Annotated in this window: 13 protein-coding genes; 1 reads left to right on the top strand and 12 read right to left on the bottom strand. The window is 48.0% G+C overall.

Going from position 1 to position 12,841, the window contains the following annotated elements; translation table 11 throughout:
• Nucleotides 1–134: 134 nt before the first annotated feature.
• The 5 genes from SPUTW3181_RS03150 to SPUTW3181_RS03130 all read right to left on the bottom strand — a co-directional run bounded on the left by SPUTW3181_RS03150 (nt 135) and on the right by SPUTW3181_RS03130 (nt 4,006).
• Nucleotides 135–1,577 carry an MBL fold metallo-hydrolase RNA specificity domain-containing protein gene (locus SPUTW3181_RS03150; RefSeq protein WP_041407950.1) on the bottom strand — a complete coding sequence of 481 codons (1,443 nt, stop codon included), beginning with the start codon at nt 1,575–1,577 and terminating at the stop codon, nt 135–137.
• A gap of 118 nt (nt 1,578–1,695) precedes the next feature.
• Nucleotides 1,696–2,487, bottom strand: a complete 792-nt coding sequence (locus SPUTW3181_RS03145; RefSeq protein WP_373973548.1) for a DUF2927 domain-containing protein — start codon at nt 2,485–2,487, stop codon at nt 1,696–1,698.
• Between the two features lie 86 nt (nt 2,488–2,573).
• Nucleotides 2,574–2,807, bottom strand: coding sequence for a thioredoxin family protein (locus tag SPUTW3181_RS03140; RefSeq protein WP_014611382.1), 234 nt, complete (start codon nt 2,805–2,807; stop codon nt 2,574–2,576).
• Nucleotides 2,808–3,150: 343 nt separating this feature from the next.
• The gene (locus SPUTW3181_RS03135) at nt 3,151–3,477 is read right to left on the bottom strand and encodes a putative quinol monooxygenase (protein WP_011787986.1); all 327 of its coding nucleotides are present in this window, start codon (nt 3,475–3,477) and stop codon (nt 3,151–3,153) included.
• 73 nt (nt 3,478–3,550) lie between these two features.
• Complete coding sequence (locus SPUTW3181_RS03130; RefSeq protein WP_011787985.1) at nt 3,551–4,006, bottom strand: GNAT family N-acetyltransferase; 456 nt, start codon at nt 4,004–4,006, stop codon at nt 3,551–3,553.
• A 198-nt stretch (nt 4,007–4,204) separates the two neighbouring features.
• Between SPUTW3181_RS03130 and mscL the strand changes: the two genes are divergently transcribed.
• Complete coding sequence (mscL, locus tag SPUTW3181_RS03125) at nt 4,205–4,615, top strand: large-conductance mechanosensitive channel protein MscL (protein ID WP_011787984.1); 411 nt, start codon at nt 4,205–4,207, stop codon at nt 4,613–4,615.
• A 77-nt stretch (nt 4,616–4,692) separates the two neighbouring features.
• Here the strand turns inward: mscL and SPUTW3181_RS03120 are convergent, their stop codons facing one another.
• The 7 genes from SPUTW3181_RS03120 to SPUTW3181_RS03090 form a co-directional block, all read right to left on the bottom strand.
• Nucleotides 4,693–5,016, bottom strand: a complete 324-nt coding sequence (locus SPUTW3181_RS03120) for an antibiotic biosynthesis monooxygenase family protein (RefSeq protein WP_006084266.1) — start codon at nt 5,014–5,016, stop codon at nt 4,693–4,695.
• A 160-nt stretch (nt 5,017–5,176) separates the two neighbouring features.
• Nucleotides 5,177–8,404 carry an efflux RND transporter permease subunit gene (locus SPUTW3181_RS03115; protein ID WP_011787983.1) on the bottom strand — a complete coding sequence of 1,076 codons (3,228 nt, stop codon included), beginning with the start codon at nt 8,402–8,404 and terminating at the stop codon, nt 5,177–5,179.
• A 29-nt stretch (nt 8,405–8,433) separates the two neighbouring features.
• A complete protein-coding gene (locus SPUTW3181_RS03110; RefSeq protein WP_011787982.1) occupies nt 8,434–9,699 on the bottom strand; it encodes an efflux RND transporter periplasmic adaptor subunit in 1,266 nt (421 codons plus the stop codon).
• A gap of 10 nt (nt 9,700–9,709) precedes the next feature.
• The gene (locus tag SPUTW3181_RS03105) at nt 9,710–11,203 is read right to left on the bottom strand and encodes a TolC family protein (RefSeq protein ID WP_011787981.1); all 1,494 of its coding nucleotides are present in this window, start codon (nt 11,201–11,203) and stop codon (nt 9,710–9,712) included.
• 330 nt (nt 11,204–11,533) lie between these two features.
• Nucleotides 11,534–11,977 (bottom strand): hypothetical protein, encoded by a 444-nt coding sequence (locus tag SPUTW3181_RS03100; RefSeq protein WP_011787980.1) that lies wholly within the window; start codon nt 11,975–11,977, stop codon nt 11,534–11,536.
• Between the two features lie 142 nt (nt 11,978–12,119).
• Nucleotides 12,120–12,326 carry a DUF3012 domain-containing protein gene (locus SPUTW3181_RS03095; protein WP_011787979.1) on the bottom strand — a complete coding sequence of 69 codons (207 nt, stop codon included), beginning with the start codon at nt 12,324–12,326 and terminating at the stop codon, nt 12,120–12,122.
• Between the two features lie 36 nt (nt 12,327–12,362).
• Nucleotides 12,363–12,728: an STAS/SEC14 domain-containing protein gene (locus tag SPUTW3181_RS03090; protein WP_011787978.1), complete on the bottom strand. Its 366-nt coding sequence runs from the start codon at nt 12,726–12,728 to the stop codon at nt 12,363–12,365.
• Between the last annotated feature and the right edge of the window lie 113 nt (nt 12,729–12,841).

The raw sequence follows: 12,841 nt of genomic DNA, 5'->3' as shown, positions 1-12,841 counted from the left end.
CAACGAATGATTAACAATTGGAAACCTAAATAATGGATAAATTTATTCGGTACCATACCTAAGGCGCGTTGATTTATAAGCAAATAAGACGCCCTATTCTTACTAAATAGGGCGTTACAAAGAAGGGCATAAACTTAAGAGGTGATCCACATTAACCGCGGCAATGCAGTTAAATCCAACTTATCACCATATGCAGCTATCGCAATATCCTTAGGTCTAGTTTTAGGATCTTGGTTAATGACATCGACTAACCCCTGCTGTGCCTCGGGTTCGCCATGGACGAGAACTAAGGGGGGCTGATCATCAAAGTGGTGATACCAATGTAATAACTCAGCCTGATCCGCATGGGCAGATAGCCCACCTACCGTATGTAGCTTAGCGGCGACTTTAATACTGTTACCGTGAATGGTTAGCTCTTCTGCGCCATCGACTAAAGCACGCCCAGGAGTGCCTCTGGCTTGATAGCCACAAATAATCACATCACATTCAGGGCGCCATAGATTATGTTCAAAATGGCTACGAATACGCCCACCATTACACATCCCGCTCCCTGCAATAATAATCAGCCCCTTGTGTATATCATTTAATGCTATTGATTCTTCGGTGGTTTGAATAAATTCAACGTTTGACAGCAGTGGATGCTTCCCTGGTGACTGGCGAGTAAAATGCTTAAAGTCTTCATCCATCAACTGGTAGTTATTAACATAGACGCGAGTCGCTTCAATCGCCATTGGGCTATCAAGGCAAATTCTCCAACGGGATAGATCCCATTCCTTGGCATATAAATGAAAAAGATAGAGTAACTCTTGTGCTCGTCCGACTGAGAATGCGGGTAACAAAATATTACCGTGGCTTTCTGTCACCGCCTTCGTAAAAATGGCTTTCAACTCTGCTAAGGTATCAGTCCAACTCCGGTGAAAACGATCACCATAGGTACTTTCCATTAGCACTAAATCGGCCGTATCAACTAAGGTTGGATTATGTAAAATCGGCATACCTGCACGGCCAAGATCACCACTGAAAACAATTTTTTTCTGCGACTTACCTTCACCTAACCAAATTTCAACTAAAGCCGAACCTAAAATATGCCCCGCATCCGACAAACAAATATCCACATGGGGGATCACGTTTATCACTTGGCCGTATTCTAAGGGAATAAATTGCCTCATCACTTGTTCGACATCTTCAACGGTAAATAAGGGTTCTAAAGGCTCAAGATCGTGCTTAGTCCGTTTTTTATTAGTACGTTCCGTATCTCTGCTCTGCAGCATAGCAGCATCTTTAAGCATAATGGCACAAAGTTCAGCCGTCGCTTTATGAGTATAAATAGGCCCATCAAACCCCGATTTGACTAACAGAGGTAAACGTCCAGAGTGATCGATATGGGCATGACTCAGCACGACAGCGGAAATAGACTCGGGCTCGAAAGTGAAAGGGTCGTGATTACGCAATTCATCTTCTTTACCGCCCTGTATCAACCCACAATCGAGTAATAAATGTTCATGATCGACCGAGAGTAAATGGCACGAACCTGTCACTTCTCTCGTTGCCCCTAAAAACTGCAGTGTCATTCGCATAGTGTCCCTCCACCGTGTTTACCTCTTATTAAAGATAGACTATGCCCTTATTCCTAAAACAAAAAGGATTAATTAATCACATACGAGTAATGTCAACTTTAGGAGTAACACACAGTAGTTAATAGCCGAGTAAGGGGTACAATTTACCTTGTCGCACCATTTTATCGGCATTCATAATTGTGCCATCATGCTGCCATTGGATGAGCAAGTTCAACAAAGGTTGTTCAACCTCAGCGGCTGTCATCCCAGCGTGAATCAGTGGACTATAGAGTAGTTTTAGGAGAATAAAATCCAGCCCTGTGAGCAAATCCTGCTGGGTTTTATCGTTAAAAATGGAGGGAAACACTTTTTCTGAGTCATTGGGTAATCCAAGTACTTGGGTCATTTCTTCCACAATACAAGCCACTAACTTACCGTGCATTTTTGCTTGATCGACGGGAATGATGATCCAAGCACGTTCAATTTGCTGCAAAGAATTGAGGGCAAATTTTGCCATGCAAACTGAACCATGGATATTTTGCACAGCACTTTGCCCCATTAAGCGCACTATCTCATTCGCCCACAGGGATTGACGGGTAAATACTAAGTGCAAATTAGCCTTTTCAAGCGAATCGACTAAGCGAATATCGTGACCCGTAATCTCCGTTAAATGGCTTAAATGCATCTGCACTAATTGAGTGTGCAGAGCACCATCGGCAACTTGATGTTCAATAAAAACCCGTATTGGTACCTGCCATTTACGAACTCTGTGTTTATAAGTGTCATATTCATTATTTAACGCAATATGACTGAAAGCTTGGCGGATATAATCTGGATTTTGCCAACGGGTCTCTCGTTCTAGTACTTTGCCGATGGACTGTGCTGGGTCAGCCGCCGATAGGGGAAAGATTCCAAACCATGCACTCAACATAACATAGTGTATACACTGACTTATGTACCGCACAATTCTGCAACGCTTTTGCATTGAATATGATCCCAGCATTCATTCTAGCTGTGTTAGTCTCGCAGCCATTCTTCGATATCGGCTCTACTCGGCACTGAACCGCTATGCACTAGCTCCCCATCGATAACGACTGCGGGAGTTTTTGTTACTTTAAATTTCACTAAACTCTGTGGATCAGTATCTTTTTTAACGATCAGATCGACGGCCATTTCCTCTGATATATCTTTGAACATTTCCTCAGTTTTTTTACACTTATCGCAATCACCTAATACGCTAACCCGTTTCATATTATTTCCTTGGAGATACAGCATTGCAGGATTTTCACCTTGAGAGTTCCACCTAATCCCTAGTCGAGCTTTAGGTAGATACAGCAACATGATGCGCTATAAAGTGATTATTTGCTTACTTAAATTTGCCTATTACGAGGGCCAGTTAATATTTTGAAATGACCTTGTATTCGTTCGAGCAAATTCTTGGCTGAGAATCGAGGAATGAAGCGAGCTGGCCCACTCAAATAATGAGCCACTCGTATGAAGATAGTTAGCGCACAGCCTGCTGTAGTGCCTTTATGCGGACGCTATATGTGTCTACGATGAAAGTCAGCTTAAGTGGAATTAGCACGCCCTAGCACTAAGCAATAATTTGGTGGTAAGTTTCTACATGATATGACTCAACCAATTCGGGCATCACTTGATGGAAATAATGTTGAATCGCGTCTTTAGCGCAGTGTTCATCGAAGGCGGTAATATCGACAAACTTTTCTACAAACGTCACGCGGCGCGGCTCATCACGGCTCACATTGAGCTCGTAACGAATACAACCCGCTTCGCGGCGCGTATCAGGAATAAGGCTCGCGAGCGCAGCGATTAGCGCTTCGGTTTTGCCCTCTTTAGCCAGAAAACTCGCCACGCAGGCAATTTGTTGTTGATTGATTCTATAGTCCGTTGAAGTCGACATCTCAGTTCCTTATTGGCTTAATGTTGAATGCTTATGTTGATAATTGATGTAGATAACTCTTATTGATAGCCGCTTATGCTGATTGATAGCGCATATCTAAATGGGGAATACCATCTTCTAAATACATCTCAGAGCAGGCGACAAAGCCGAGTTTTTGATAGAAAGCTTTGAGGTAATCTTGGGCGCCAATTTGGATCCCCGCATCGGGCCATGTCGTCAGTGCTGATTCAATGGCTTGCTGCATTAAAGGCATTGCCAGTCCTTTGCCTCGTCCCGCTGGCGATACCACCACACGACCAATACTCGCCTCTGGATAACTCAATCCCGGCGGCAAAATGCGCGCGTAGGCAAGCAGTTCCCCGTCAGGCGATAAGCCAAATAAATGCTGGGTTTCTGGGTGCCTATCCTTATCGTCAAGCTCTGGATACGCACAGGCCTGCTCGACGACAAACACATCAACTCTAAGTTTTAATATGTCATACAGCATATTAATATCTAATTGGTTAAAAGTTAGATTATTCCAATGCACGTGATACTTTCTCCCCAGAATGGCTTAAATCGGACGCAGTCTAACATGCTTTTTTGCCGTTAAAGAATGTCTGAATTGCCTTAATTCACAAGCCTCTATAAGCTTGAAAAGCTAACAGGGTGAAAAAGACCTTGGGTTTTCCTGATATCGTTAGCAAAGTAAAACTCAACATTTAATCTTAATTTTGGAGAAAACCTAATGAGCTTAATTAAAGAGTTCAAGGCTTTTGCGTCCCGCGGCAATGTGATCGATATGGCCGTTGGTATCATCATAGGTGCCGCATTCGGCAAAATCGTCTCGTCCTTCGTGGCCGATGTCATCATGCCACCGATTGGTATCATCCTAGGTGGTGTGAATTTTAGTGATTTGAGCATAGTGCTTCAGGCAGCCCAAGGTGATGCGCCTTCTGTGGTGATTGCCTATGGCAAATTTATTCAAACCGTTATCGACTTTACGATTATCGCCTTCGCGATTTTTATGGGGTTAAAAGCCATTAACACCCTAAAACGTAAGGAAGAAGAAGCGCCTAAAGCACCACCCACACCGACCAAAGAAGAAGAGTTGTTGTCTGAAATTCGCGATCTATTGAAAGCTCAACAAGAAAAATAATCTCAAACTTAAGTGTCACGCATAAAAAACCCATCTCTAGAGATGGGTTTTGTTCTTTACCTCAGCGAGATAAGTGATTACTCAGCTTCAATGTGTACAGTTTCACTGTAATCTTGCACCACTTCGGCCACCCGAATGCGATAGGAGTTAAACAAACAAGGCACTATACCCGTTTGCTCGGCAATGCTGTGAGCCATCTGATTACGCCATTGGGTGATCGAAGCTTGGTCTTCCCAAAACGACAAACTCAGCACTTTGCCATCGTCGGTTAAACTCTGAAAACGTTCGATCGAGATCAGTCCCTTACGGCCTTCTAAATATTGGCGCATTTCAGCCGCCACGTGCAGATACTCTTCCTTCCCTTCCTTTGTCGGGATGACTTCAAAAATTACCGCGATCATAATGTTCTCCAGAAATGAATGTCCTTAATGTCGACCCTAAGACTAGCCTATCTATCGCTATTTAGCTCACTGATTTTTAGAGTTTTAGTCAATCTGATAACCCTGTCTACAACGAAGGCAATAACCCGAAACATAACCAGTTATTGCCTACGATGACGGCTTACTTGTGGCTAATCTGTAGCGAATCAAGCTCATCAATGCGCTTATCGCCGCGATATAGCCAGCGATACAAGGTCGGCAAGACGAGTAAGGTCAGCGCCGTCGAGCTAAACAAGCCACCGATAATCACCACTGCCAAGGGCTTTTGGATCTCACTGCCGACACCCGATGACAATAAAATAGGGATCAAACCTAAGGCTGAGGTCAGTGCCGTCATCAATACGGGGCGCAAGCGCCCAACTGTGCCCTCATAAACACAATCATAGAGTGCTTCGCCGCTTTGCCTGCGCTGATTAATCGAATCCACCAGCACCACACCGTTGAGCACCGCCACCCCAAATAAGGTGATAAAACCAATAGAGCTAGGCACAGATAAATAAGTACCACTGACATACAGGGCCACTATGCCGCCAATCAAAGCTAAGGGCACGTTCGCCATGATGAGCAACACTTGCTTGAATGAACCAAAGGAGAAGTACAACAGCAAAGCAATCAAGGCGATAGAAATCGGCACCACTAGCATCAACTTCTGCTGCGCTCGCTGCTGGTTCTCATATTGGCCGCCAATGATCACTGTATATCCCGCAGGTAAATCCGCCTTTGGCACTAGGGCATAAATATCTTTCACGACCGAGCCCATATCGCGTCCTGCCACGTTGGCCTGCACCACAACACGGCGCTGCACATCGTCACGGCGAATATTCGGCGGCGCCATTTCCACTTCGACGCTAGCGACTTCCCCTAAGCGCACTGTGGCGCCATTTGTACCACTAAGTAATAAGTCTTTAATCGCATCAGGGCTTTGGCGAAACTCGGCCGCGAGTCGCACATTGATATCGTATCTGGCATTGCCATCGATCACTTGCCCTGCACTCGTGCCGCCAATACCTTGGCTGACGAGGCTCATCACTTGATCAACACTGATGCCGTAACGCGCCAATAACTCGCGTTTTGGCCGCACGACCAATTGCGCCTCGCCGCTCACTTGCTCAAGCGACACATCCACGGCACCGGGAATTTTCGTGACGAGATCGGTAAGTGCTTGGCCTTTCTGTGACAATACTGCTAAATCAGGGCCGAAGATTTTAATCGCTAACTGGGCTTTTACCCCCGAAAGTAATTCATCTACCCGAGTCGCAATCGGCTGCGAGAAAGTCAGCAAGAGTCCAGGGAACACGCTGAGTTTTTCCTCCATCAAGCGTTGCAGTTCCAAGCGCGAGCTTGCCGACTGCCACTCTGCTATCGGTTTCAAGCCAATATAGACTTCAATATTACTCACAGGCTCGGGATCGCCGCCCAGTTCAGGCGCACCAATGCGGCTCAGGGCATATTCCACCTCTGGAAACTCCAGCAAGATGGCTTCAAGCTTAGGTGCGACTTGGAGCGAAGTACCTAAACTCGCCGTTGGTGCCAGCGTGACCCTTAAGTTAATCGTGCCTTCCTCCAGTTCAGGCACAAATTCGGTACCCAGCCTTGGTAGCAATAATAGACTCAAGCCGAACATCACCAAGGCGCTGAGCATCACCACCTTTGGCCTAGCAAGCGTTGCCGTCAGTAACTTGCGATAAGCGGCATCCAGTGGCGCTAAAATCACACTTTGTTTAAGCAGCACACCGCGCTTAAACAGATACACGGCAAGGGCTGGCACGGCAATCAGCGCCACCAGCAGCGCCGATATCATTGCCAAAATGATACTGACCGCCATCGGCTGGAACAATTTGCCCTCAACCCCTTCAAGGGCAAATAATGGCGCAAATACGACGATAATTATGGCGGTGGCGAAGAAGATTGGACTACACACCTCTTTTGCCGCGAGCATGATGCGCACAGCCATATTGGCCTGCTGACCACCGTCCTCATCGCTATGATATGGATCTATTTCACCGTCCGCCCGAGTTCTTGCCTCTTGCAAATGTCGACGATCGGGCTGGGTTAAGTGTTTGAAAATGTTCTCCACCATCACCACAGAGCCATCGACTAACATACCAATAGCCACAGCTAAACCGCCGAGCGACATCAGGTTTGCCGACAATCCATAATAGGACATCACCATAAGTGCGAGCCCGATAGACACTGGAATCGACAGCAACACCAACAAGGTCGCGCGCATATTGACGAGGAACAACGCCAAGATCACCACGATAAACACAAAGGCCATTAGCAGCGCATCGCGCACTGTGGTCACAGCCTTATCGACCAGATCCGCTTGGTCATAAAACACCTCAAAGGACACGCCATCGGGCAATGCCTGCTCAATAAGGCTCACCCGCGCACCAATATCGTCAATCGTCGCCTTAGTGTTAGCCCCCATACGTTTGAGCACGACACCAGCCACCACTTCACCGAGATTTTGCACTTGACCAGCTTCATCACGGCGCGTCATAGTCACAGCCCCGACACGGATCTCGCTACCGAAATCCACCTGAGCGATATCGCCAATACGCACTGGCGTACCGCTGGCTTCGGTCAGAGGGATCTGCGCGATCGCCGCTAATCCCACGTCTCCTGCGGGCAACATGCCGTAACCGCGCACCACAAGTTGCTCTTGGCCTTGGTCCATAAACCAACCGCCAGCGTTACGGTTATTGCTCTCTAATGCCTCGGTAACTTGCGCCATCGACAAGCCATAGGCACGCAGTTTATTCGGCTCGACCTGCACTTGGTATTGGCGCACATAGCCACCAAAAGACAAGACTTCAGTCACGCCGCCCACGGGCATCAATATCAACTTCACCAGATAATCATTTAAGCTACGCAGCTCGGCGGCATTAATGCCAGAGTTAGGTTCTGCGCGCAGAATATACTGATAAATCTGCCCTAATCCCGAAGTATTCGGGCCGATTTCAGGCACTCCGACGCCGCTTGGGATCATCTCCCGCGCCGCCTGCAACTGTTCAAACACTTGCTGACGAGCGAAGTAAATATCTGTCCCCTCGGCAAATACCACAGTCACAATCGACAAACCAGTACGCGATAACGAGCGCACCTCAATCACCGCAGGGAGGGCGTACATGGCCGATTCCACCGGATAACTGATGAGCTTTTCCACCTCTTCTGCGGCTAAGCCTTCGGCCGCAGTATTGATGGTCACTTGCACGTTAGTCACATCGGGAAAGGCATCGAGATTCAATTTTGGCAGCATGGCCACACAGCCCACAATCACGGCGAGCAGAGCCAATACCACTAACAGCCGATTTTTAATCGCGGCTTCGATTAACTTTTGCAACATAGAAAATCTCCAAAATGAGGGCGCTCATATTAGTGGGCGTGAATATCAAAGCCCGCTTTCGCCTGCTCGGATGCCAAGAAGAACGCGCCAGCCACCACGACATTGCGCTGTGCCTGTTTGGCTTTTTCAAGCTCAGGTCCACGCACTAGACTCAGACCGCGTTGACGCTGCACCACTTCTACCTCAATGGACTCGAAGCCATCCTCATCTTGAATAAAAATCTGCCAATCGCCATCGCCGCCACGGGTCAACGCCGCATCGGGCAGCACTATGCCACTGCCGTTTGGATCGGTAGTAGAGCCAGCAAAGTACAATTCAGCAAATTGCCCCGCATGCAACACATGATCAGGATTGTGCATACTCACCAGCACTTGCTCGGTGCGCGTTACGCTGTCGAGTTCATGGGAGCGACCTATGATCTTACCTGCCAACGTCTTATCCCCTACTTGCACTAAAGCTGAACTGCCAACCTGGATATGCGTAGTTTGAGTTGGGGTTAACTGCGCCTCAACCCATAAATAGGATTCATCGGTCAGTTGCATTAATGGTGTGCCCGCGCTAAACACTTGACCTAGCATGGCGATATCCTGCTGCACTCGGCCGTCAATTGGCGCTAAGAGTTGATAACTGCCTATGGCTTCGGGTGTCGATTCCAGTGCACGAATTTGCGCGGGCGTCATCTTAATGGCCTCTAAAATTGCCCGTTTAAGTTCGGCATCCACCTGCGCCTGCATCCGCCGACTGACGCTAACCGCACCTTCACTCATGCGTTTGACTCGACTCCATTCGGCAGCGGCATTAATGTAGTCCGCCTGTGCCTGCGCAACGGCTGCGCCACCCAAGGTAAGTAAAGGCTCACCTTTTTTCACTTCTTGTCCCGGCACCACATGGCGCGCCAACACGCGCACATCGAGCTGCGGCGCAAGGGTCGCGGTTCGATCGCGATCCACCACTAAGGTCGCCGTCGCCCTGATATCCAGATTCAAATTGGCGATATTCAAGCTATCGCTCGACAAAGGTAACAAGCTAATCCCCGCCAGGGCTTGCTGCGCTTCGGTCAATTTCAGCGCCTGTTCGCCGTGTTCATCCGTCGACGCCATTTGCGTTACCGAATCGCCGCTTTCCTTAGCGACGGGGGCGTGATCACCGCCAGCCAATACAGGCTGAGCGAGAAATGCCAGCGTGCTCAGCACGAATAATGCGAGCGCAATTTTTGATAGGTTAAACCGACGCTTTTCAGGCGTCATTACAGCATCCAGTTGAAGGATATTTTCGTGGTGAGTATTTGAATTCATTATTGTGACCTCATGGGTTTACTGTGCGTGCGGCGGCATTAGATGTTATCGAAGGAGCTGCATTTAGCTTTTCTATAATGAGCTTTTCGATAAAAGGCATAAGCTGGCCGCTTTCGCCCATCCAAGTTAACCAACTTTGATAGATAGCCGTTTCTAGGTTCAACCCCACCAAATAACTGGCGGCCAACTGACGACGGCTCTGTAAGTACTCGCTAGTACTCACATCCCCCGCCTGCCATTGTTGGCTTAAGGATTTAGCGGCTTTAGCACCTGACACTTGCACTAACTCGCGCCAGTCTTGGTAACGTTCGAGTAAACGCGGTAACGCATAGAGGAATTGTTTCTGCTTAGCGGTAAGTACTCGCTCACGGGCAAGATAGCCTTGCTCCGCGATAGCGATGCCCTTATCGGCTACGGCTTGCAACTCACTGTAGTTATTGCGAACTTGTAGAGGAATCGACACGCCGACACCGAGCTTATTGTCCGTGCCCTCCTTTTCAGCGCCTAGGCTAATAGTCGGGTCAGCTGAAGCTTCCGCTTTGACTTGCATGACATTAACTCTGGCGAGCAGCACTTGCTGATAAGCACTCGCCAGGGCTGGCAAGGCTGATTTAGAGGTGCCCAACTCGGCCGCTGGCGCTTGCTTAGCCTGAGTCACAAAGAAATGGATCTCCTTGATAAATTCACTAAAAGCGAAATTATTATCCCCCAGTAATTCAATTACTTTGCCATCGGCCACTAAGGCCACCTGCTCGGCTAAGGCGTAGTCGGCAGTGTTAGAGGCGACTTCGAGTTGTATCAATTGCAGCTCGACGTTGGATAAATCCCCCGCCGCCAATCGCTGCTCAGCAATATTGAGCTGCGCCTTGGTGAACCTTAATTGCTGCTCGGCAAAGGTCAGCGCCTTACGGCTTTGCGCCTGTTCTGCCAAGGCCAGTAAGCGTTCGGCCAACATTTGGCTACGCTCTAACCCTATGTCCGCTAACAGGATTTGCGCTTCAAGCTCGGCACGCTTTGTCGCCACGCCGCGCTTGTCGCCCCAATCGAGGGTTTGACTCAGCCCTAAGCTGTAGGCATCTGTATCAGCATTTTGATAATTAAGCCCAAGCTCTGGGTTATACACAGCGCGATCTGCCGCCTGAATGGCCAGTTTGGCCTGTTGCTGCCTTACAAGTTGCGCCTGAACCTCAGGTAACTGATTGAACTGTGTGAGTAACTCAGGCAACCATTGGCCAAAGTTGACATGTGCCGTGTCGGTTTCTTTGGCGGGTAAACCCAGTGATTGCGCCTTAAATGCCTCAACTTCAGAGGCTTTGATTTCAGGGGCATTAGCTTCAGAGGCTTTGGTTTCAAGGACCTTGACTTCCAGGACGTCGACTTCAAGAGAGTCATTTTCTGCCGCGAGGGCAAAGGCTACCAATCCGGCGGCCAATACTAATCCGCAGCTAAACAAGCCCGATCTAAACAGACAAACTAAAGTACGGGCGAGAATCGTTTTTTTCATCGCAAATCCTAACAATATCGAATGTGGATCGGCTGACTTTTGCGCCCAAAGCGAAACGGCTAGATGTGAGCTTGATTTCAATAGCTCAATGCAAAGCAATCATATCGTTCTGGGCATGGCAAATAAGCGCCGATCGAATCATCCCGCCAAGCAATACAGTACGCGGCTAAAAGGCCGATGACGGCTCCAACAGTTAACGCTGCTGAGCATCAGTTCAAGCGTATCTTTTGGGGGATGAACATAACGGGCTTATCACGCGGTCAAATAGAATGAGATCCAATCAGATGACTCAATCGTCCTAGGCCGAGAAATAAGCAGAATATTGGAGAATTAAGCGATAGGAGGACGATCTTTAGGTAAATTATCAGGCGGGAAATAGGATACATCGGTAGGCAGATAGACGCTTTCTAACGCCTGTACAGGCTGACTCACTGCCTGAGATAACAGCGCCACATGACCGCCATGGCATTGGCAATCGAGGCATAGATCAAAATCTTGTATTTCAGTGGTTTTCACTAAGTGGGAATGAAATCCGTTGCTTTGGTTTTCACCCGCGTGATGACTGGTTAAACCCGTGGAGTCCGCAAAGCCTAAGGCTTGCTCGCTTGGACAAACACACTCAATACATTGGGTCAAAGTGGTCACTTGAGCACTAAATTGCAGATGGGGGTGATTCTCAGCTTCTTCCGCACCATTGCCCGCATGTAACTGATGCGCACCCAAATTAGCGCCAGCAAATTGCAGCACGATAATGGCTATCAGTAGGGTCACCATTCGAGTAAAAAATGGCTTAGCGGTAGAATTCAAATATCACCTATAGCAAATAACGGATAACGGAACATCTGACCCGTATCATAAACATAAGTTCACAGCCCGCAAGCAAAAGCCGCCAAGCTGTGATCTATTACCACTCAACTTACTTAAATACACAGTGCTTAGCGTAATCAGCAGCTTCGTTAGCAGTCCAATCGCCAGATGGCTTATTTTTCATCTGTTTACACCAAGCATCGCTACCCACTTCTGGCGCACAGGCACTCAGCCCAGCCGTAAAAGCGATAACGTACGCAATGGCACCCAGTTTGGTGCATAAAGGCTTGACCGCCAGAGATTTCAACAAAGACATATTTAATTCCTTATAAACAAAGCCCATCTTAGGCAATTAATTATTCGAACGCTTAGTGATCCAAGCAATCGCTTTGGCTTTCTGTTCAAGCGGAAACCAAGCCACTTCGCCCTGCATAAAAGGCCCAAGTAAGCGCAGCGCATTTCCCACCCAATCAGGGCCACCCACAAACACTAGCGCTTCAAAATTCGGTAACTGAACTTCACCACTGCCGGTCAGCGACTCAAATTCCCAGCCCTCGAGTAACACATCCGCCTCAATATACAGGCAAACTTGGCCCCAATCCTTACGATAGCTCTTAATCGCTGGCTGTAAACGGGTCCGATAATCGGTGGAGGATAGTCGGCCACTGGCAAAAAGACTGATAACACCCTTAGCAATATCGGGGATTTGGCATAACATAGAGGCACTCCGAATCGAGAACACTTTTGCAGGCAATGGCTTTAGCCAATGCAGCGGCAAAGAATGCGCCCGATGATAACAAATCTATTGGAAAGCCATAAGTCATTATTGAT

It is taken from the genome of Shewanella sp. W3-18-1 (genome assembly GCF_000015185.1).
Taxonomy (GTDB): Bacteria; Pseudomonadota; Gammaproteobacteria; order Enterobacterales; family Shewanellaceae; genus Shewanella; species Shewanella putrefaciens.
The sequence above is the reverse complement of the archived record's forward strand: the minus strand, read 5'-3'. Positions and strand labels throughout refer to the sequence as shown.

Excerpts from the sequence above, each read along its gene's own strand:
- SPUTW3181_RS03140 (WP_014611382.1), bottom strand. The coding sequence starts at position 2,807 with ATGAAACGGGTTAGCGTATTAGGTGATTGCGATAAGTGTAAAAAAACT.
- SPUTW3181_RS03115 (WP_011787983.1), bottom strand. The coding sequence starts at position 8,404 with ATGTTGCAAAAGTTAATCGAAGCCGCGATTAAAAATCGGCTGTTAGTG.
- SPUTW3181_RS03145 (WP_373973548.1), bottom strand. The coding sequence starts at position 2,487 with ATGTTGAGTGCATGGTTTGGAATCTTTCCCCTATCGGCGGCTGACCCA.
- SPUTW3181_RS03095 (WP_011787979.1), bottom strand. The coding sequence starts at position 12,326 with ATGTCTTTGTTGAAATCTCTGGCGGTCAAGCCTTTATGCACCAAACTG.
- mscL (WP_011787984.1), top strand. The coding sequence starts at position 4,205 with ATGAGCTTAATTAAAGAGTTCAAGGCTTTTGCGTCCCGCGGCAATGTG.
- SPUTW3181_RS03100 (WP_011787980.1), bottom strand. The coding sequence starts at position 11,977 with ATGGTGACCCTACTGATAGCCATTATCGTGCTGCAATTTGCTGGCGCT.
- SPUTW3181_RS03105 (WP_011787981.1), bottom strand. The coding sequence starts at position 11,203 with ATGAAAAAAACGATTCTCGCCCGTACTTTAGTTTGTCTGTTTAGATCG.
- SPUTW3181_RS03090 (WP_011787978.1), bottom strand. The coding sequence starts at position 12,728 with ATGTTATGCCAAATCCCCGATATTGCTAAGGGTGTTATCAGTCTTTTT.
- SPUTW3181_RS03135 (WP_011787986.1), bottom strand. The coding sequence starts at position 3,477 with ATGTCGACTTCAACGGACTATAGAATCAATCAACAACAAATTGCCTGC.
- SPUTW3181_RS03120 (WP_006084266.1), bottom strand. The coding sequence starts at position 5,016 with ATGATCGCGGTAATTTTTGAAGTCATCCCGACAAAGGAAGGGAAGGAA.
- SPUTW3181_RS03110 (WP_011787982.1), bottom strand. The coding sequence starts at position 9,699 with ATGAATTCAAATACTCACCACGAAAATATCCTTCAACTGGATGCTGTA.
- SPUTW3181_RS03150 (WP_041407950.1), bottom strand. The coding sequence starts at position 1,577 with ATGCGAATGACACTGCAGTTTTTAGGGGCAACGAGAGAAGTGACAGGT.